This is a genomic window from Phycisphaerales bacterium (assembly GCA_040217175.1).
Lineage (GTDB): Bacteria > Planctomycetota > Phycisphaerae > Phycisphaerales > UBA1924 > JAHCJI01.
Genome location: JAVJNT010000002.1, coordinates 1415685 through 1435300, shown reverse-complemented (window position 1 = coordinate 1435300; position 19616 = coordinate 1415685). Strand labels below are relative to the sequence as shown.

The window sequence follows — 19616 nt, the reverse complement described above, 5'->3', positions numbered from 1 at the left end:
AGTTCAGTCCAATATGGCCGAGGCCGAAAAATCGCGCCAACCGTCATAAGCCGCATTCCTACGATGTCAGAATGACTGAAACCATGACAAAATCCGGACAAACGACCGCTCCATCGCCCGCGACCCGCCTCCGAGCCCTCATGAACGCCGGCTGCGTCATGGCGCCGGGGGCCTTCAACGGCCTGACCGCCCGGGCCGTCGCGCGGCACGGCTTCGAGGCGGCGTACGTGTCCGGCGCGGCCACGAGCGCGGCCGCGGGCGTGCCCGACGTCGGCCTGCTGACGCTCGACCGGTTCGTTGCCACCGTGCGTGAGGTGGTCGACGGCTCGAGGCTCGAGGCCGGCGGAGCGGCGCTGCCGGTGATCGCCGACGCCGACACCGGCTTCGGCGAAGAGGAGATGACCCGCCGGACGGTGATGGAGTACCAGCGTGCCGGTGCGGCGGGACTGCACCTGGAAGACCAAGTGTTTCCGAAGCGCTGCGGGCACCTGGACGGCAAGACGCTGCTGCCGGTCGAGCAGGCCGTGAGCAAGATCGAGTGGGCGGCGCGGGCGACGCTCGAGAGCGGCGACCCGGACTTCATCGTCTGCGCGCGCACCGACGCCCGTGGCGTGAGCGGCATGGACGACGCCATCGACCGCGCCATCCGGTACGTACGGGCCGGCGCGAGCATGGTCTTCCCCGAGGGCCTCAAGGACGAGGGCGAGTTCGAGGCCTTCGCCGGCGCGATGCGCGAGATCGAGGTCGGCGGCGCGGGCCGCCCGCCGTACATGCTGGCCAACATGACCGAGTTCGGCAAGACACCGATCATCCCGCGCGATCGCTTCGCGCAGCTGGGCTACCACCTGGTCATCTTCCCCGTCTCGACGCTGCGCATCGCGATGGGCGCGGTCGACCGGATGCTGGCTGGACTTGCCAAGACCGGCAGCGTCGATGCAAGCCTGGACGCCATGCAGACGCGGGAAGAGCTCTACGACCTGCTCGGCTACACGCCCGGAGAGCCCTGGGCGTTCAGATAACTACGGGTGCTCGGCCCACCACTTCTCGAGCAACGCTTCGGCGGCTCCGGCGTAGACCACCTCGAGCAGGTCCTTGGGCAGATTGAAGCCCCGGAGCCTGGGTGAGCTCATCGAGTCGTAATTTTCGGGGTCGATCATCGCCAGGTCGGGGTCGGCTATCGGGCTCTGGCCTTCGTACTCGCGCTCGTACATCGTCCTTAAGGCCCAATACCGGCTTGCGTAAAGGTCAAAGGCCTCGGCCTCGCCGCTGGCCTGGTGGGCGCCAAAGCGGCTGTTGGCGTCGTCGCTGGTCTCGAAGTGGTCGTCGAGCGTGACGATGTCGGATCCGAAGAGGACGCGGCCGCGCCACTTCTCAAGGAAGGCGATGAACTCGTCGCGCGGGTGCTTGCTGAGCTCGCGCACCATCCACTTCGTCGCCGATGAATCGAGGTGGATGTTCGGGTGACGCGTGAGCAACCCGTCGAGGAACACGAGGTCCTCGGGCCAGCCGCCCATGTGCGCGACGAGCCAGGGTACCGGGAAGTCGTCGGCCATGCGCTCCAAGGGCTCGTAGTGCTCGAGCTTCGTGCCGTACTTGCCCGCGTCGGCGTACTTGGTGGCAAACCACGTGTCGGGGTCGGCGATGTGGGCCTGGAACATGTAGCCCATCTCAACCGCCTCGGCAGCCAGGTCTCGCCGCAGCGGGCTGTCGATGCGGATGATGTCGGCGTCGGCCACCGGGTCGAGCATGTCTCGCAGCCGCGGGGCGGCCCAGAACTTGATCATCCGCGAGCCGAACTCACCGTGGAAGCGTCGCATGTTCTCGAAGAAGCCCTCGCGCATCGCACGACGCCGGTCGTCGGCCATGTACTCGGGGATGGCCACGAATCGGATCTTCTCGCCCAGCGCGTCGCGCATCGCGGCGGCCTGGGACATCTGCGTCTGCGAGTACACGCGCTTCACGCCGTAGGCGTCCATCGCACGCTCGTAGACCCTGACGGCCTTCGAGCCGTTGATGTGGGCGTGGCTGTCGATGATCGGCACGACGGGCGGGCCGAAGCGCTCGGCCTCGGCCTGGTAATCGAGCCCGAGCAGGTTGGCCGGGGTCGCCCGTACAGTCTGTGATGCATGCGGCTGGGTCATCGTCCACTCTAAACCCCCGCGAAGGGACCGAAGATTCCCCGGGATCGGAATCTGGGGATCGCCCGCGCATCGTCCTCGCGCACGACTGGCTGGTGGGCCTGCGTGGCGGGGAACGCGTGTTGCACCACGTCGCGCGAGCTGCGTCCGGGCTGGGGCACGTCGAGGCCCTCCTGACGATGTTCGACGACGGCGGGCCGCTGACGCCCGAGCTCGACGCCCTGCCGCGGCAGGTTGCGACGCTCGGAGGCTTGCCCGGGGCGCTCCGGGCCCGACGTTGGATGCTGCCGTTGTATCCGGCGATGGTCGGGCAGCTCACGGATCGGCTGGCGATGATGCACCGCCGGCGGGGCATCGACCTCTTGGTCTCCACCAGCTCGGCCGCGATCAAGGGTCTGTGCCCGCCGCCCGGCGTGCCCCACGTGTGCTATTGCCACAGCCCGGCGCGGTACTTGTGGTCACAGGCCGACCAGTACGGCGGAACGCTGCAACGCCTCGGCCTGCGCGTGTTCGGCCGGTCGCTACGCGCATGGGATCGCTCGACGGCGGCGCACGTCAGCACCTTCATCGCGAACTCGACGCACGTTGCCGGGCAGATCGAACAGGCCTACGGCAGGGAGGCGACGGTCATCCATCCGCCCGCGCGAACGGCGTTCTTCACGCCCAGTGACGGGCCGCGCGGCCAGCACTGGCTGGCGGTCGGCGCCATCGAGCCCTACAAGCGGTTCGACGTCGCGATCGAGGCGGCAAGGAAGGCCGGGGCTCAGCTCCGCATCGTCGGTGACGGCAGCGTGCGGGCAGACCTCGAGCGTGCCGCACCACCGAACGTGCGGTTCACGGGCCGCCTCAGCGACGAGGCGTTGCGCGAGGAGATGCGCACGGCCTCGGTCCTGCTCTTCCCGCAGGTCGAGGACTTCGGCATCACCGCGGTCGAGGCCCAGGCGTGCGGGCTGCCGATCGCAGCCAGGGGCGAGGGCGGCGCACTCGACATCGTGCAGGACGGCGAGACGGGCATGCTGTGCGATGGGTCGGCCGAGGGACTGGCCGAGGCGGCGCAGCGTGCAGCGAGCTGCGATCCAGCCGCGTGCGTCGAGAATGCCCAGCGGTTCGGCGAAGCGCCGTTCGAGGCGGCTATCGAGGCGGTGCTTGCCGCGCATCTCCCTGCTCGAGCACCCGAGCCGGAGACCCTACCGCAACGCAGCCAGCAGGAACCGACTCCCTGACGACCGCGCCGGCGCCGACCATCGCATCATGGCCGATCTCGACGCCCGGCAGCAGGATCGCCCCGGCTCCAACGAGGCAGCCATGCCCCACCGCTGCCGCCCCGCACAGCACGGCCGCTGGCGCGACGTGGCTGGCTCGACCGACACGGGCATCGTGCTCGATGATCGCACCGCTGTTGACAATGGCGGAGGCGTCGATCCGCGCCTCAGCGTTGACGATGGCGCCCGGGCCGATGAACACGCCGGCGTCGAGTGCGGCGCTCGGGCTGAAGATCGCGGTCGGATGCACGATCGTGACGCCCGATCCGTGCAGCGAGTCGAGCACGCGAACGCGGGTGGCGACGTCGCCGATGCAAAGGTGCCAGTGCTGGCCGGCGCGCTCGATCGGGCCGAGGTGCTCCAGGCCCGGCACGCGTGCGTCGGGCGCGTCGTCGACGAAGCCGGCGACGGCAATGCCAGCGGCGCGTGCGGCATCGGCCACGACTCTCGCATGCCCGCCGCCGCCGACCAGGATGACCGGGTTGCTCATGCTCTTGCTATCGGCATCAGCCGCAGCCGGCGTCGAACTCGTTCTGGAAGGCGAGGAAGTCGAAGATGGTCAATTCGCCGTCGCCGTCGAAGTCGGCCTGCAGGTCGCCGGCGTCGAAGAGGTTCTGGTAGCCCAGGAAGTCGAAGATGGTCAACTCGCCGTCGCCGTCGATGTCGGCCCGGCAGGTGCCGCCCGCCTCGATGGTCACGTTGTCGAATACCGCGAGGATGCCGTCGAGCTCGCCCGGCACGGTGCCTCCGCGGCAGATGAAGCGGATGCGCTCGAACTCGACGCCGGAGATCTCCATGCGGGTGTGCTGGATGTCGTCGGGCGTCACGCCCGGGTGGATGAAGCAGTCGCTCACGACCACGTCATCGCCGACGAGCCCTTCGAGGCAGACGTCGGTGCCCTCCCAATTCGAGCGTCCGAGCCAGAAGACGTCGATCCGCGCGCTGCTCGCGGTCTCGCCGATGGTGGCGATCCACTGGTGGGTGCGCGTGAAGCCCAGCACCGGACCGCTCGACCACGAGCCGGTTGTCATGACGTTGACCGGGCTGAACTCGGGGAACGAGCTGATCGAACCCGTGCCGTTGGTGGCCGCGAACTGGACCTGGTTGCCGCCGGGGAACCAAAGGTTCTCCGAGAACGTGATGCCACCGTCCTCGAACGTGCGGCCAAGGAAGCCCGAAGAGAAGCCGTCGAAGCCGGTCTCTTCGGCCATCGCCACGGTGGGCGCAACCAAGACGAGCAGGCACGCAACGCGGGTACGAGGTCCGATCATCTGCATCTCTCCATGCTGAACCACTCTTGAGCGGCGATCGGAAGCGAACGCCCGCCCTGGAAACAACGATGGCCGGCGGGCAGCACCCATCGGCCATCGGTCTGGTCAAGGTTGTACGCCGCGGCACGGGTCCGCGTTGCGTTTCGGATCGATCAGCGGCGGCGACGCGTGGCGGCGAGCCCGCCCAGGCCCAGCAACGCCAGCGAGGCCGGCGCGGGGATGATGACGATGCCACGGGTGTCGACGTCGTCGATCAGGACGGTGACGCCCGAGCCGTCGAGCTCGACCTGGCTGATGCGGCCGAGATCGCCGGCGAAGTTCTCGTCGAACACGAGGCGATCGTTGAACGGGTCGTACTGGATTTCTTCTGGCTCGGTGAGCCCGTCGATCAGCACTCGGATCGAGTCGAACGCACCGGTGCCGTCGAGCGTCATCTCGTAGATCGCGCCGGCGTTGCGATCGGTCAGGTAGACCAGCCCGGTGTTCGGATTGATGGCGATGCCGGCGGTGTCGAGCAGCGGATCGGCCAGGCCCGTAACCGACGTATCGGCCAGGTCAACCACGAGGTTCGCCGTGCCCGAGAGCGAACCGTCGACGTCCAGCCGGAAGAGGGCGCTGCCGTTGCCGAGCTCGCCCGTCCCCACGACGGCGGCGCTGCCGTTCAGGCTGGGGATGAGGTAGCTGCCCGATGACTCCTGGGCCAAACGAGCGCCGGCCTGATAGCGAGGCCGCGGCAGCGAGAGGTCTTCGGTGAACACGGTCGACACCGTGCCGCCGGGCGTGATGCCCAGCACGCCGTCCACGCTGCCCGAGCCCGGCGAGAACGGGTTGTTGACGGTGATGAAGTTGTTCAGACCGGCGTCCCACTGCAGGCCGATCGGGTTCTCGATGGGCAGGCCGGTGGCGATGGGCGTGATCGAGGGCGTGCCGAACGCGTCGTCAAGGCGGAAGAGGCCGCTGGTCAGCGTGGGGTCGAAGTTCGCCGCGCCGTCATTGAAGTAGAAGCTCGAGCCCACCTGCACGATGCCGGCCAGGAAGGCGCCGGGGTTGGTCACGTCGACGATGCGCGTCTGGGCGCCACCGATGTAGCCGTCGATGCCCGGGTCGTCCTGGTTGGTGAACAGGAACTGGGAGTCTTGGGCAAGTGCCGCCCCGGCTACGGCGAACAGCGTCGCCACGGTCGTCGTCATCTTGGTCATCTTCAGTCTCCTCGCTCTTTGCGAGCCGTCATGCTCGACGGCACCCGCCTTGGCTCGTCTCGGGCATCCTCACGCCCGGCAAACGCTTCGCAAGAAGTGTACTCGACGGATGCCGGTCTCCCCAGTAAATTTTGCCCAATGTACCATTGCGCATGCCCTCTACGGGCGTCAGCCGATACTTATTTTCCCGAATTGATCGGAGTGGCAGGCAGGCACCAGCACCGCAGGGCGTTGAACTCGATGGCCATCGGATGTAGACTTGGGCCGCCTGTTTGGGGATTGGTGTAATGGTAGCACCGGTGATTCTGGTTCATCTAGTCCAGGTTCGAATCCTGGATCCCCAGCTTATCCACAACGCCCCCGTTTCGGGGACTACGGCCTAAGCCGAAGCCATCAGCATACTTAGAGATCGAGGGCACCGGGTGCTACCCGGTTTGCCCCGCCCGTGGTCCGCTGGTTGCTATACCGCTCACAAACAGCATCCGCCGGTGGGCCGACGCCATGCCCAGCGAGCCGAGTTCGTCGCCCGTGAACCAAGCGGCTGACTTGCCTCGGGCGGCACGTGCCCGGCCGGCGTGGGTGGCCCTGGAGGCCCAGACCCGCACCTTCACGTCCCGGTGCGTCGTCGCGAACCCGAATGAGGCGGGGTCGGTCGGCGGAGCGATCACGCCGGCCAGGCCCAGGGACTCCACCGTCGAGTCGAGAGAGGCATGGCGGGCGGCCGCGCGTTCGATGCTCGGCGGTTGCCACAGGCTACCCCACAGCCCGCCCGGCGGTCGCTGCTCGAGCAAGACCCGGTTTCGGCGGTCGGTGACCACCAGGGCGGAGATCGACAGAGGCTTCTTTGGAGCGCGCTTCTTTGGCAGCGGAATGCGGTCGACGGCGCCGCGCTGGTGCGCTTTGCACCTCGCCCGGACGGGGCACGCATCGCACCTTGGGACGGCGGGCGTGCAGACCGTCGCGCCGAGTTCCATGATGCCCTCGCTTGCGCGCGCAACGTCGCCGCCGGCCGCACGCGCCAACTCGGAAGCGCGCGACCACGCCCAGGCCTGCACGCCAGAACCATCAACGGAGGCCTCGACGCCGTGTACGCGGAGCAGCACCCGCGACACGTTGCCGTCGACGATCGGCGCGTCGACGCCGTACGCGATCGACGCAACGGCCCCGGCGGTGTATCGCCCGACGCCCGGCAGGTCGTGCAATGCTTCGACCGTTGCCGGGATCTTGCCCTCGTGTCGCTCGACGATGGCGCTCGCGCACGCATGGAGCAAGCGGGCCCGCCGGTAGTAGCCCAGCCCGCTCCACAGCGCCAGCACGTCGTCGAGGGGACGCTCGGCCATCGCTCGCGGGGTTGGGAAGCTCGCGGCGAAGGAACCGAACCGCTCGGCAACCCGCGCGACCTGGGTCTGCTGGAGCATGATCTCGCTCATCAGCGAGAGCCACGGGTCGCGCGGCTCGATACGCCAAGGAAGGTCGCGGGCGTTGCTGGCGAACCAGTCCGCGATCGATCGAGTCAGCCACCGATCGAAGGCGGGATCGCTCTCGGGTAGGTCGGGCGGGGACCTCTCAGCCACGGCGGTCGGGCTCGGCGGGTTGGGCTGGTGTGTCGGGCTGATGGGCCTGGATGGCCGCCTTGGCCTTGCGCTTGATGTTGGGCCAGGCCGCGTCGGGGGCCTTGCCGATGGTCACGAACTCGTGGTGGATGAGCAGGACCCGGACGCCCTGGATGGCGTACAGCGCGCGGGCAAGTTCGTCCGGGCAGTCGCCCGCCGGCGGCTCTCGGTAGGACCGTGGCGACGCGGCGAGCGTGCCCTCGACGAGGACCTTGACGGCGTTGGGGTTGGGCGTTGCTTCGAAGCCGATGACGCGGGGCATGGGAGCCCTCAGCGTAGGGCTTCGGCGAGCGTACAGTGACCGGCCCGGCCCGCAGGCCGGTCTCTGGAAGGGGTGTCGGACGCCGTGGATCTTGCCATCGCCATCGGGAACGCGCTGCAACGCATCTCGGGGTATGCGTGGTGGGAGGTGGCGTTCGAGTTGGCGCTGATCGCGCTCGTCGTCTGGGCCATCCTGCGGTTCATCGAGGGCACGCGCGCCGCGGGGGTCATGAAGGGCCTGGTGGCCCTGGTGCTCATCGGGCTGGCGGCGCGCATCTTCCTGTCGCTGGTCGGTCGCGAAGAGGCGTTCGAGCGACTGGGCTACCTGCTCGATCGCGCGGGCGTGGTCGTGGCCATCGGCCTGGTCGTGGTGTTCCAGCCCGAGCTGCGCCGGGCGCTCACGCGGCTTGGCGAGGCGCCGATCTTCCGCAGCACGCCGGGCGAGATCGCCCACGTCGTCGACTCGGTGGTCGAGGCGTGCAGCTACTTCCAGAAGGCCAAGTTCGGCGCCCTCATCGTCATGGAGCGGCGCACGGCCCTGGGCGGGCTGGCCGAGGGCGGGACGCGGCTCGGCGCCGAAGTGAGCGCCGGGCTGTTGCAGAGCCTGTTCTTTCCCGGCACGGCGCTGCACGATCTGGCCGTCATCATCAAGGGCCCCATCGTGCACGCGGCGGGCGTGCAGCTTCCGCTGGCCAGCGCGGCCGACATGCCCGACGCGGGCTTTGGCGCGCGGCACCGCGCCGCGGTGGGCATCTCGCGCGAGTGCGACGCACTGGTCGTGATCGTGAGCGAAGAGACCGGCGGCATCCGCATCGCCGAGCGGGGCAAGCTGACCGACCCGATGACGCCCGAGGAGCTCCGTCGTGCGCTGCAGGCGGGCCTCCGCAAGGACGTTCCCGAGCGCGCCTCGACCGCCGAGGAGGCCAGGTCGGATCGTGCGACGAGCAACACCGATGGCAAGGGGACCAGCCGTGGCTGAGAAGCAGGCCCGCGAGACCACGATTCGTTCGCGCATCCTGCGGCTCGTCCTGGTCGTTCTGCTGAGCGCCGCGATCTGGACCTTCGCCGAGGCACGCAGCCTGACGACCAATACGCGGACGGTGACGCTCGTGCTGGTCGCACCGGCCGGCTCGCAGCTGACCGGGTGGATCGAGCCCGAGCAGACGCGGCGCACGGCGGTGACGCTTCGGCTCGAGGGCTCGCGCGCGGCGCTCCAGCGGGCCGGCCAGCGCTTCGAAGAACCCATCGAGCTGCTCATCGGCGAGGGCATCTCGTCGAGCGTTGGTCGACAGACGATCTCGCTGCGCGACACGCTCCGAGATCACGCCGTGTTTGATCGGCTGGCCGTGGGCCTCGAGGACGCCACGCCTCCGACGCTGGACGTCCGGGTGGACGAGCTGATCGAACGCAGCGTGCCCATCCGCGTGCTCGCGCCGGGGGCCGAACTCGAGCGGCCACCGGTGGCCGACCCAGCGAGCGCAACGGTTACGGGTCCGGCGTCGCTCCTGGCCGGTACGGACGTCGAGTCGCTCGAAGCCACGGTGCCTCAAGAGGAGCTCGACGCAATCGCGGGCGGAAGCACGGCGCAGATCTCGAACATGCAGCTCGTGATCCCCGAGGACTGGCAGGGCGAGCTCGTGCTCGTCGAGCCCGAGTCGGTCACGGCGACCCTCGCCCTGCGCGACACGATCGAGACGCACACGATGTCGAGCGTGCCGGTCACGATCCGGCTGTCGCCCACGCAGCTACGGCAGTGGTCGGTGCGCATCGCCCCGGAAGACTCGTACCTGCGCGACGTCCGCATCAGCGGGCCGAGTGAAGCGGTGCGGGCGATCGCCGAGGGTCGCAGCCGCGTCGTCGCCACGCTGCACCTGGAGGGCGAGGAATTGGTCGAGGGCTCGGCCGAGTTCGAGGCCAGGCTGTCGGGCGAGGTCGAAGGGCTAACGTTCGTCGTCGATGACCCGCGCGTGCCGGTGCAGGTGACGGGCATCGAGCCCGAGCTTCCCGGCGACGACAGCTAAGCGCTCTCGTCGTCCTCGGGCGCGTGGCCCATGAAGCGCCCGGCGATCGGCCAGACGCCCCACATCAGCGTGAAGAGCACGAGCACGATGCCCGCCATCGTGAGCACGCGCCAGGGCCAGGGCGGCAGCAGGTTGAGCACGGTCTCGCCCTCGAGCTCTGGCCCGAGGTAGCCGTAGTTGAGGCCGGTGATCCAGTTCAGCACGACGAGCGGGACCATCCACGCAAGCGAGGCGATGATGGCGGCCTTGAGGTCGCGCACGTCGGGTCGGTAGCCGCGGACGACGATGTCGTAGATCGCGGCGCCGACGATCTGCGTGTGGCTGATCCAGAAGAGCCAGAACCGCGGGTCGTCCGGGCCTTGCACGACCGTGGGCGTGAAGAACGCCTGCGTGCTCAGGCCGATGCCCCAGAAGTAGAGCACGGTGCGCAGCCAGCGCGTCCTGCGCGTGTGCGCGAGCAAGAGCGCGAACGGCCCGAGCCAGCCGACCACGTCGCACAGGTGCAGGGGCAGGCTCTTGGCGATGTCGAAGTTGCTCGGCAGGAGCCAGTAGACCGTCGTGATGGCCTGCTGGACGAGCCAGAGGATGGCCCACGTGCGCGCGACGCGCTGCTCGCCGGCGGTCGTGGAGGCGCGGCCGATGGCGACGAAGGCGATGATGCAGGCGATGCCGGCGCCCGCGGCGATGAAGTGCGTGGGCGTGAAGGGCGCGAATGCCGGCGGCGCCGTCACGCACCCGCTCCCCCACCAACGGCGTTGTGCTCGTGGCGGAGCTGACCGCACGCGGCGGCGATGTCCCGGCCTCGGCTGGCGCGCACGTGGGTGGAAATGCGGGCGTCGGTCAGCACGTCCTGGAAGGCGCGCACGTCCTCGGTCCGGGGACGCTGGAATTGCAGGCCCTGGACCTCGTTATAGCGGATGAGGTTGATGTTGGCCCGCATGGCGCGGGCGAGGTCGGCCAGCAGGCGGGCGTGCTCGGGCCGGTCGTTGACGCCGCGGAGCAGGATGTACTCGAGCGTGATCTCGCGGCCGGTCTTGTCGAACCACGTCTGGCAGGCGCTCAGGAGCTGATCGATGGTCGCGTGCTCGGCCCAGGGGATGAGCTGGCGGCGCAGCTCGTCGGTGGGCGCGTGCAGGCTGAGGGCGAGGGTGACGGGCAGGTCGAGTTCGCGTGCCAGGCGCTCGATGGCCTGCGGCAGACCCACGGTCGAGATCGTGATGCGGCGCGCGCCGATGCCCATGCCCCAGGGCGCCGCGATCGTGCGCACGGCGTGGGTCACGCTCTTGAAGTTGGCCAGCGGCTCGCCCATGCCCATGAAGACGATGTTGCTGATGCGGCCGACGTCGGGAAGCTGGTTCAATCGCCAGACCTGCTCGACGATGCGACCGGCAGACAGATTGCCGTCGAGCCCGCCCAGCCCGCTCGCGCAGAACTTGCAACCGACCGGGCAGCCGACCTGGCTGGAGATGCACGCCGTACGGCGCTCACGCGTATCGGTGCGCGGCCGCAGCTCGCCCTTGGGCGGCCAGGGGATCATGACGCACTCGGTCTGGCGGGCGGTGTTGCTGTACGGCATGTCCTGCCCGAGGATCGGCAGGCGGCTGGACGTATCGACCATCGCGTGCTCGGCCGAGGTCGTGCTGAGGTCGTCGGGCCACTCGATGAGCAGCTTCTGCGTGCCGTCGGTAGCGAGCTGGTGGGCGACGGTCGGCCCGCTGAGGAAGGCCATCTCGCCCGCGAGCGTCTCACGGTCGCGCTTGCTGAGGTCGGTCATGAGCGCGGGATCGACCACGCCGCGCTCGTAGACCCAGGTCAGGATCTGCTTGGCCCGGAAGGGAGGCATGCCGTGCTCGGCACACCAATCGCGGAGCGTTTCGGGGGTTTGGTGGAAGATGTGGTGGGACGGGTGACGCACGGTGGAGGGTAGGGACTTTCGGCCACGGCTTCGGCTGAGCTGATGTCCTTCGGGAAGTCGGCGTCGAAGGCGGGATCTGTTAGCGGCTTCTGCTCACTTCTCCCATGGTATCTGCTGGTTCCACGACGGCTCAAGAAACTGGATGAGCGTGCTCTCCAAGGTCTTGATCGCAGCGTCAGCGTCGATCGGGCACACGAGAAGTGAAATCTTTTCGCGACTCACGGCGATGAGAGCGTTAAGACGACAATTCGTTGATTGCCCATCGAGGTAGCAGTTCTTGGGAGAGATTTTCCCATACCCATTGTTGAAGCGATTCCGGAACGAATCCCGGCATCGCCCAACATACCGGATGCCCCCACGTTCACGAAAGACGTACAGGCCCTTTTGGTCCAAGATCGTGTGCTCGGCTGCCCGGAAACGGCAGTAGCTTAGGTCGCCGTTTCTATTCAGAAACCTTCGATAGCGTGTGTCGCCTTCAGCCTTGAGTGAGGCTAGAACCCTCCCAATTGGTTCGTCTAGCCTAGATTGAAACTCATGTCCTAGTTCGGCCCGAAGCCCGGCGTATCGGCGATGCGCGAGGGTCTCGCCAAGCGTCTTGTTGTTCTTCTGGCCGAACAACGAGTGCTCCAGCTCTCCGTCCTCAAAGTCCAACCGCACGGGCCAGAATCGAATCGCTCTACCCCCGACGATCACATCTTGGTAGGTTTGGCCACCCATAGCCCGCTTCGGAAACTCACCGTCTTACCAGTTCTACCAGCTCCCCCGTCGGCTCCTCGAACGAGCAGCTCCCGTAGCTAAGCGCAAAGCGGGTGCGCTGCTCGACGGCGGTGGCGACGGGGACCGTGTGTTCCTTCCAGCCGATGTGCTGGTCGGAGAGGACGAAGTTGCGGCCGTTGGTCTCGGCCATGAGCTGGAGCGCCGTGTCTTCGTCGATGGCCTTCGCGCCGATCAGGATCGCGGCAACGAAGGTGTTGACGAAGCCCTGCATCGGACCCGTCGGCGGGTTGTCCTCGTAGGTCAGCCTGTACTGGCCAGGCAGCGCGTGGTGCAGGCCGGCCGTGCACTTGAACGGAACGCCCGCGGTGCGGCAGGCCTGCATGAAGCCGATGATCGGCTCGGCGGGGAGCATGGCGTCGGTCGTGATGCCGCCGCAGCGGATCTTGGCGGCGGCGCCGGTGCCGGCGAGCGCGGCGATGTAGCCGCGGATGTCATCATTCTGCGCGACTGGAATCTCCATCGCGATGGCGAGCTGTTCGGGGACGGCGTCGAGCAGGGCGTCAACATCGCTGACTTGCTTGAGCGGGGTCTCGATGGCGTCGACGATCGCCAGGCCCTGGCTGGCGTCCTCGTGGCGGTGGTTGAAGGCGCGGATGTGCTCGAGGCTCTCGGCCAGCGGCGTAGCGCTGTCGTGCGGCACGATGGCGCTGAGGCGCCACGGCTCGCCGTCGCCGGCCATCTCGGGATAGCCGCTCGTCGCGAACGTGCCGGGCATGAGCATCTGGCCGGCCTTGGTGACCTCGCCTAAGCGCGCCGCCGGGCACACGAAGCGGCCGAGCATCGGCGCCTCGGCACTACGTAGGTATCGTGCGAAGTTCTCGACGGCCGGGCCCATGTCGAGCTTGGCGGGCGGGAAGAGGCCGGCGTAGTCGATGAGGCCCTTGGTCAGGGCCTTGGCGGCTTCGGGAAGGCTGGTCCGCTGGGTGTCGGTGGGCATGTGCCATCGTAGGGTCGGGGCCGGCCCGTCCCAGGACGCGCATCAGTCCTCGGGCCGCTCTCCGGCGGGGGCCATCTTGACCAGGCGCGGGTCGAAGCGCGCGATGGGCTCGACCAGATCCGATTGCCGGGCCATGACCTGGCGGATGTCCTTGTACACGCGTGGGTTCTCGTCGATGCCGGCGCTCAGCAGCGTGACGCTGGCCTGCTCGAGGTCGTCCTTGACGTGGTTCCAGCGGAAGGACTTCTTGGCCTGGCTGCGGCTCATGACGCGGCCCGCGCCGTGGGCGGCCGACGCGAGCGAACGCCGTGCGCCATCGCCGCCGATGCCGCGGACGACGTAGCCGGGCTTGGCCATCGAACCTGGGATAATGCCCAGCACGCCCTCGCCCGCGGGGGTGGCGCCCTTGCGATGGACGATCAGCTCTCGGTCTTCCTGAGAACCATCATGCAGCGTGACGGTGTGGGTTTCCTTCCACGCGAAGTTGTGGTGGTTTTCGACGCCGCCGATGACGCGGGCGCCCAGGTGCTTGGCGATCCAGTGGTGGATGCACGCGTGGTTGGCCGACGCGTAGCGGCCCATGAGGTTCATGGCCTGCCAGTACTCCTGACCCGGTTCGCTCTCCAGGTCGAGCCAGGCGAGGTGCTTCATCTGCTTGTCGAGGTCGGGACGCAGTTGCATTGCCAGCTTGCTGTAGTGGTCGCACACGGCCGCGCCGGTACCGCGGCTGCCCGAGTGGCTGAGCAGCGCGAGGTACGTGCCGGGCGGTAGATCGAACGTGCGATCGGCCTCACGGGCGCGGCCCTTGGGCTTCGACAGGTCGCCCTCGGGCAACACGGGCGCGCGTTCGGCGTAGAGGTCATCGCCATGCTCGCCGATGGTCAGCACGCCGAACTCGACGAAGTGGTTGCCCGAGCCGCTGGTGCCGAGCTGGCTCCAGGCGCGGTCCTTGTTGTGCTGGGTGATCTTGGAGACCGACCAGTCCTCGTCCATGACGTCGTGCTCGCGCAGCGGGGTTCGATGACCCTTGTTGCCGGACCTCTTACCGAATTGGGCCCCGACGCCGAAGCGGGTTTCTTGCTCGATGGCCTTGGCCAGTCGGTCTCGGCCGGCGTCGTGGTCGAGCTCCTTGGGAGGAATGTCGAGCACGGTCATCTTCACGCGGCAGGCGATGTCGACGCCCACGGCATAGGGCACGACCGCGTTCTCGGTGGCCAGCACGCCGCCGATGGGAAGGCCGTAGCCGACGTGGGCATCGGGCATGAGCGCCCCGGCCCGCGCGACGGGCAGTCGGCAGGCGTTCTCGAGCTGGTCGAGACTGGGGCGGTCGAAATCCTCGCCCACCTGTCCCCACAGGTGGTACGGGGCGGACGTGGGTTGCTGGGTCATGGTTAAGGATACGGGGCATGCCGCGTACCATTGCGTGCACGCCCCTGTAGCTCAGCTGGATAGAGCAGCGGACTTCTAATCCGCAGGTCCCTGGTTCGAATCCAGGCGGGGGTGCTGAAGTCGCTTGCTCGGGCGGAGCCCTCGGCTGCGCGAGGTGTAGGGCCTGTAGTAGTGGTAGGTCGAAGGATTGGGAGGGGTGGTAGGTCGGAGGGGACGCACGTTGCTTCGATTGCTAACCTGAGGCCATGAGCACGACCCATACCTTGGTGCTGATCCGCCACGGCCAGAGCGTCTGGAACGCCGAGAATCGGTTTACGGGGTGGACCGACGTCGACCTGAGCGACAAGGGGCGTGGCGAGGCGGCGAAGGCGGCTGATCTCATCCGGGCCGAGGGGCTGGACTTCGACCGCTGCTATACGAGCGTGCTCAAGCGGGCGATCCGGACGCTGTGGATCGTGCTCGACGGGCTCGACCGCATGTGGCTGCCCGTCGAACGGCACTGGCGGCTGAACGAGCGGCACTACGGGGCGCTCCAGGGCCTCAACAAGGCCGAGACCGCCAAGGAGCACGGCGAGGACCAGGTGAAGATCTGGCGGCGCAGCTACGACGTGCGGCCACCGTTGCTCGAGGCCGGCGACGATCGGCTGCCGGGGAGCGACGCGCGGTACGCCGGGCTCGGTGCGGACGACCTGCCGGCGGGCGAGTGCCTGAAGGACACGGTCGAGCGAGTGCTGCCGTGCTGGGAGGGCGAGATTGCCCCCAGGGTGAAGGCTGGCGAGCGGCTGCTGATCTCGGCCCACGGCAACAGCATCCGGGCGTTGGTGAAGCACCTGGATCAGGTATCCGACAGCGAGATCATGGGCGTGGAGATTCCCACGGGCGTGCCGCTGGTGTATACGCTGGATGCCGATCTTAAGTCCATTTCCAGCAGGTACTTAGGCGATCAGGCCGAGGTCGAGGCGGCCCAGGCGGCGGTGGCGGCCCAGGGCAGGGCCCACTAGGGGAGCGGTAACGCGGGCCGAACGTCCGCATATCCCCCAATGCGCGGGCGACGCGCATTCCTCTATACTGCGCAGAGACCCACGCCGCGCGAGCCGCGGCGGCATTGCCCGGCCACGAGAGCCCGGCGGCAGGAGCAGACCATGACCATGCGTGATCGACGTGCGACCCTCATCGGCCTGGCGGGCGCGGCCCTCGCGGCGGCGAGCCTTGGCGCCCCGGCCCTGGCCCAGAATGGGAACCAGACCGGGAACCAGGAAGCCCCGAGCCAGATGGTGGGCGCCCACCGCGCGGCCGAAGAGATCATCGCCGACTACGAGGCGATCGAGATGCCGCGGTACGACTCGAGCCGCCGAGCGGAAGAGGGCTACCGGGCCGAGTACATGGCCGCGCGGACCGAGGCGATGCAGAAGCAGGCCGATTTGATCGGCGAGTTGTTCCGCAGCCATCCGGGGCACGACAGGCTCATGGAGCTGATGCCCGTTCGCTGGAACGCGATGATGAGCACGGGCGAGGCCGACGAGGTCTTGGCCGAGTCGAAGGCGTTGGCCGGCCGGACCGACGACAAGGCGATGAAGGCCGAGGCGCTGTTCGCGCACGCCAACGCCGTAGCGCGCACGACGCAGTACGACCCGCAGCAGGTCGGCGAGGCCGCCGCGCTGTTCGCCGCCGCAGCGCCGGAAGATCCGCGCAACGCGACGCTCATGATGATGACGACCTACTACGAGACCGATTCGGACAAGGTCGAGAAGACCTACCGGACGCTGGCGGCCGACTTTGCCGACACGCGCGAGGGCAAGCAGGCGGCTTCGAAGGTCTATCAGCTCGACCAGATCGGCAAGCCCTTCGAGCTTTCGTTCGAGGAAGCCACGAGCGGCGAGCCCATCGACATGAGCAAGCTGCGCGGCAAGGTCGTGGTCGTCGACTTCTGGGCGACCTGGTGCGGCCCGTGCATCGCCGAGATGCCGCACATGAAGAAGCTGTATGCCGCCTACAAGGACAAGGGCGTGGAGTTCGTCGGCATCAGCCTCGACGCGCCACGCAACGAGGAAGACCCGAGCAAGGACGGCCTGCTCAAGCTGCGCAACTGGGTCGCGGACAACGACGTGACCTGGCCGCAGTACTACCAGGGCAACGGCTGGCAGAGCGAGTTCTCCAGCGGCTGGCAGGTCAAGTCGATCCCGGCGATCTTCCTGGTCGACCAGCAGGGCCGCCTGGTGACGCCCAACGCCCGCGGCAAGCTCGACGAGATGATTCCCGAGTTGCTTGGCATCGAGCCGATCGAGCTCGAGGGTGAGGAGCAGGAGGGCTGAGGCCAACCGAAGTTCTTGCCAAGACTGAGCAGCAACCCGCCGGTGTGGCGGGTTTTTTCGTGCGCGAGGCGTGCACGGCGACCTATCTTGGGGCATGTCAGGCACCGCACCGCAGGCGATCACGCTGCCGCGCACGGAGTATGTCGAGCAGGCCAAGATGAGGGCCGACTCGGCGCGAACGTTGTTTCTTCTCGTGGTTGGCTTTGCGGCCCTCTTGCCGATTGCTGCCATCGTGATGCACTTCACGGTGCCGCGAGACGTGTTCTTCCTCTTTCTGGCATTCCAGATCACCATGACTCTGATCTGCATGGGGGTTGCCGGCTTCTTCTGGTATCGTGCACACAAGAACCTTCCGAACTACGCATCGCGAGTACAGGCAGCCTGGAACCTGGAGTGCCGTGACATCGAGCATGCGTGGGACGTCGAGGGCCTCGGGTCGTGCGAGGGATGGCGCGACGTCGCGATCGAGTGCGTGCGTCTGCCCAAGCGGCAGGGCAAGATGCTGGCGATCCCGTCGCTGAAGGTCATGGTGGACAACGAGCGGCGTTCGCTTCTCAGCCGAGAGCTCCGGGATTCGGACAACAATCGCTCTGTTTCGTTCACGGACAAGGACAACCGACCCCTCCGGATCATGATCTCTCACGCCAAGCCCGAAGAGGCTTCGGACGAGCTCCCGTGGGAAGTGAAGATCTCCGTGAGAGGCGATCCCAACCCACCGGAGACGCTCGTAGCGGAACCGATGGATACCGGCAAGCTGGACGCTGGCGATGGCTGAGACGAACATCCCGACTCCCGAAGCGATCGATGTCGAGCGCGTGAAGTTCGAGCCTCACGCCCGTGATCGGGCGGACAGGACGCTCCGAGCGCTCGTGCTCATATTGCTGGTCGATGTTGCTCTCGTCGTGGCTACGTTCGTCGTGGCACACTTGCAGTCCATTGCCTTGGATAGATGGGTCGTTGCCATGCTCCTGGCCTCGATACCCGTGAGTGCGGTGTTTCTGGGAGCGATGTGGCTGCCCGCGCAACTGCAACGCAAGCACTACGACTCGAGGGCCTTGAGCACCTGGACGCTGAGTTGCGACGACGTCGAGCACGAGTGGCGCATCGAGGGCATCGGCCCTGCGACCGGCTGGCGGGACGTCAGCATCGAGTGCAAGAAACTCCCCAGCCGATCGATCAGATCACCGCGGCTGTACGTGCGCATCGACAACGAGCAGGGCGTACTGAAGAGCGGCCATATGGAGGAGGGCGGCGAGAACACGTCGCTGTTCGTCATCGACAAGCAGGAGCTGCCGATCGGCATCACGCTTGGTCACATCAAGCCGAAGCACGCATCGCTGGATCAGCCCTGGGTCGTTGAACTGACCGTGTTCGGCGATGCCAATTCGCTGGAGACAATCCTGGCCTGGCCGGTGCCCAAGCAAGTCGGGACAGATCGCGTCGAAGGCGACGGGACAGACAGCAACCGACAGGCCTCGCGCCGCCCTACGTAGACCCATCGCGATATATTGCTCCATGAGCCACCCCCACTCTGCCGTCAGCGTCGAGAACAAGCCCGAGCCGTTGTTTGCCCCGCCGGCCGGTGCCGAGCGGGCCGAGCCCGAGGGCGAGATGGTCGACGTGATGGGCGGGGCCAGCCGATGGACGATCCCGCTGCACGAGCACGGGTTCGTGGCGCTCGTCGATGCGATGCCGCGGCTGGTGCCCGAGGGGCAGACGGCCGACCAGGCGGTGGTGCAGGCGGCCCGCGTGAGCTACGGAGCGGGCACGAAGAAGGTCAACGAGGACCGCGGGCTCATCCGCTACCTGCTTCGGCACGAGCACACGACGCCCTTCGAGATGGTCGAGTTCAAGTTCCACGTGTCGATGCCGATCTTCGTTGCGAGGCAGTGGATCCGCCACCGCACGGCGAACGTGAACGAGTACTCGGGCCGGTACTCGGTGATGCCCGATCGCTTCTACCGCGTCGACGTCGAGCACGTCCGCCGGCAGAGCACGAGCAACCGGCAGGGCGGTGAGGACGTCTTCGACCCGCGCGACGCCGAAGAACTACGGACGGCCCAGGAGTTCGTCGAGTACCTCGACCACGTGGAGGGCCTGTACAAGAAGTACGAGCACCTGATCGAGCAGGGCGTGAGCCGGGAACTGGCTCGCGTGGGGCTGCCGACGAGCCAGTTCACGCAGTGGTACTGGAAGTGCGACCTGCACAACATCCTCCGATTCCTGAAGCTGCGCCTGGATCCGCACGCGCAGCAGGAGATCCGCGATTATGCGCAGGCAATGCACGACCTGATCGCACCGATCGTGCCCGTGACGATGGAGGCCTGGCGAGACTACCACCTGCAGAGCCTGCGGCTGACGCGGCTGGAGATCGACGCGATCGCCGACCTGGCGAAGGGCGGTGCGGGAGACCTGGCCAGCGACAACAAGCGGGAGAACGCCGAGTGGCAGGCCAAGCGCGAGCAACTCGGGCTCGGCGGCGCAGCGGCGCGGTGAGCGACGCGGCGTAGCATTGGCCCGC

19 protein-coding genes and 2 tRNA genes are annotated in these 19616 nt (G+C 67.6%); 11 read left to right on the top strand and 10 right to left on the bottom strand.

Going from position 1 to position 19616, the window contains the following annotated elements; translation table 11 throughout:
- Window positions 1-71: 71 nt before the first annotated feature.
- The gene (locus RIA68_13335; protein ID MEQ8318424.1) at window positions 72-1019 is read left to right on the top strand and encodes an isocitrate lyase/phosphoenolpyruvate mutase family protein; all 948 of its coding nucleotides are present in this window, start codon (window positions 72-74) and stop codon (window positions 1017-1019) included.
- On the opposite strand, the gene RIA68_13330 is transcribed toward RIA68_13335, so the two are convergent.
- Window positions 1020-2141: an amidohydrolase family protein gene (locus RIA68_13330; protein ID MEQ8318423.1), complete on the bottom strand. Its 1122-nt coding sequence runs from the start codon at window positions 2139-2141 to the stop codon at window positions 1020-1022.
- On the opposite strand from RIA68_13330, the gene RIA68_13325 reads away from it, so the two are divergent.
- Window positions 2123-3361 carry a glycosyltransferase gene (locus tag RIA68_13325; protein MEQ8318422.1) on the top strand — a complete coding sequence of 413 codons (1239 nt, stop codon included), beginning with the start codon at window positions 2123-2125 and terminating at the stop codon, window positions 3359-3361. The two genes, RIA68_13330 and RIA68_13325, sit on opposite strands and share 19 nt — an antisense overlap.
- Here RIA68_13325 and RIA68_13320 read toward each other — a convergent pair.
- The 3 genes from RIA68_13320 to RIA68_13310 all read right to left on the bottom strand — a co-directional run bounded on the left by RIA68_13320 (window position 3270) and on the right by RIA68_13310 (window position 5870).
- Window positions 3270-3890 (bottom strand): NeuD/PglB/VioB family sugar acetyltransferase, encoded by a 621-nt coding sequence (locus RIA68_13320; protein ID MEQ8318421.1) that lies wholly within the window; start codon window positions 3888-3890, stop codon window positions 3270-3272. The genes RIA68_13325 and RIA68_13320 overlap by 92 nt on opposite strands.
- 16 nt (window positions 3891-3906) lie before the next feature.
- A complete protein-coding gene (locus RIA68_13315; GenBank protein ID MEQ8318420.1) occupies window positions 3907-4671 on the bottom strand; it encodes a GC-type dockerin domain-anchored protein in 765 nt (254 codons plus the stop codon).
- A gap of 152 nt (window positions 4672-4823) precedes the next feature.
- Complete coding sequence (locus RIA68_13310; GenBank protein MEQ8318419.1) at window positions 4824-5870, bottom strand: PEP-CTERM sorting domain-containing protein; 1047 nt, start codon at window positions 5868-5870, stop codon at window positions 4824-4826.
- A 273-nt stretch (window positions 5871-6143) separates the two neighbouring features.
- Here RIA68_13310 and RIA68_13305 point away from each other — a divergent pair.
- Window positions 6144-6214: transfer RNA gene (locus tag RIA68_13305), tRNA-Gln, on the top strand.
- Window positions 6215-6295: 81 nt separating this feature from the next.
- On the opposite strand, the gene RIA68_13300 is transcribed toward RIA68_13305, so the two are convergent.
- The gene (locus RIA68_13300) at window positions 6296-7444 is read right to left on the bottom strand and encodes an A/G-specific adenine glycosylase (protein MEQ8318418.1); all 1149 of its coding nucleotides are present in this window, start codon (window positions 7442-7444) and stop codon (window positions 6296-6298) included.
- Window positions 7437-7745 carry a NifU N-terminal domain-containing protein gene (locus tag RIA68_13295; protein MEQ8318417.1) on the bottom strand — a complete coding sequence of 103 codons (309 nt, stop codon included), beginning with the start codon at window positions 7743-7745 and terminating at the stop codon, window positions 7437-7439. The genes RIA68_13300 and RIA68_13295 overlap by 8 nt, the downstream gene beginning before the upstream one ends.
- Window positions 7746-7829: 84 nt before the next feature.
- Between RIA68_13295 and RIA68_13290 the strand changes: the two genes are divergently transcribed.
- Entirely contained in the window at window positions 7830-8723 is an 894-nt protein-coding gene (locus RIA68_13290; protein MEQ8318416.1) for a diadenylate cyclase, read from the top strand.
- Window positions 8716-9765 carry a hypothetical protein gene (locus RIA68_13285; protein ID MEQ8318415.1) on the top strand — a complete coding sequence of 350 codons (1050 nt, stop codon included), beginning with the start codon at window positions 8716-8718 and terminating at the stop codon, window positions 9763-9765. Before RIA68_13290 ends, RIA68_13285 begins: the two co-directional genes overlap by 8 nt.
- On the opposite strand, the gene RIA68_13280 is transcribed toward RIA68_13285, so the two are convergent.
- From RIA68_13280 to RIA68_13265, 4 genes are all read right to left on the bottom strand, one after another.
- On the bottom strand, window positions 9762-10496 hold the full coding sequence (locus tag RIA68_13280) for a TIGR02206 family membrane protein (protein MEQ8318414.1): 735 nt from the start codon (window positions 10494-10496) through the stop codon (window positions 9762-9764). The genes RIA68_13285 and RIA68_13280 overlap by 4 nt on opposite strands.
- Window positions 10493-11680: a 23S rRNA (adenine(2503)-C(2))-methyltransferase RlmN gene (gene rlmN, locus RIA68_13275; protein MEQ8318413.1), complete on the bottom strand. Its 1188-nt coding sequence runs from the start codon at window positions 11678-11680 to the stop codon at window positions 10493-10495. Before rlmN ends, RIA68_13280 begins: the two co-directional genes overlap by 4 nt.
- 733 nt (window positions 11681-12413) lie before the next feature.
- Entirely contained in the window at window positions 12414-13394 is a 981-nt protein-coding gene (locus RIA68_13270) for a hypothetical protein (protein MEQ8318412.1), read from the bottom strand.
- 42 nt (window positions 13395-13436) lie between these two features.
- Window positions 13437-14783, bottom strand: coding sequence for an RtcB family protein (locus RIA68_13265; GenBank protein MEQ8318411.1), 1347 nt, complete (start codon window positions 14781-14783; stop codon window positions 13437-13439).
- 40 nt (window positions 14784-14823) lie between these two features.
- Here RIA68_13265 and RIA68_13260 point away from each other — a divergent pair.
- From RIA68_13260 to thyX, 6 genes are all read left to right on the top strand, one after another.
- A tRNA-Arg gene (locus tag RIA68_13260) sits at window positions 14824-14897 on the top strand.
- Window positions 14898-15028: 131 nt separating this feature from the next.
- A complete protein-coding gene (gpmA, locus tag RIA68_13255) occupies window positions 15029-15784 on the top strand; it encodes a 2,3-diphosphoglycerate-dependent phosphoglycerate mutase (GenBank protein ID MEQ8318410.1) in 756 nt (251 codons plus the stop codon).
- Between the two features lie 147 nt (window positions 15785-15931).
- Window positions 15932-17095, top strand: coding sequence for a TlpA disulfide reductase family protein (locus RIA68_13250; protein MEQ8318409.1), 1164 nt, complete (start codon window positions 15932-15934; stop codon window positions 17093-17095).
- 94 nt (window positions 17096-17189) lie between these two features.
- Complete coding sequence (locus RIA68_13245) at window positions 17190-17870, top strand: hypothetical protein (protein MEQ8318408.1); 681 nt, start codon at window positions 17190-17192, stop codon at window positions 17868-17870.
- A 187-nt stretch (window positions 17871-18057) separates the two neighbouring features.
- A complete protein-coding gene (locus RIA68_13240; GenBank protein ID MEQ8318407.1) occupies window positions 18058-18588 on the top strand; it encodes a hypothetical protein in 531 nt (176 codons plus the stop codon).
- Between the two features lie 22 nt (window positions 18589-18610).
- Window positions 18611-19591, top strand: coding sequence for an FAD-dependent thymidylate synthase (thyX, locus tag RIA68_13235; GenBank protein MEQ8318406.1), 981 nt, complete (start codon window positions 18611-18613; stop codon window positions 19589-19591).
- Window positions 19592-19616 lie beyond the last annotated feature (25 nt).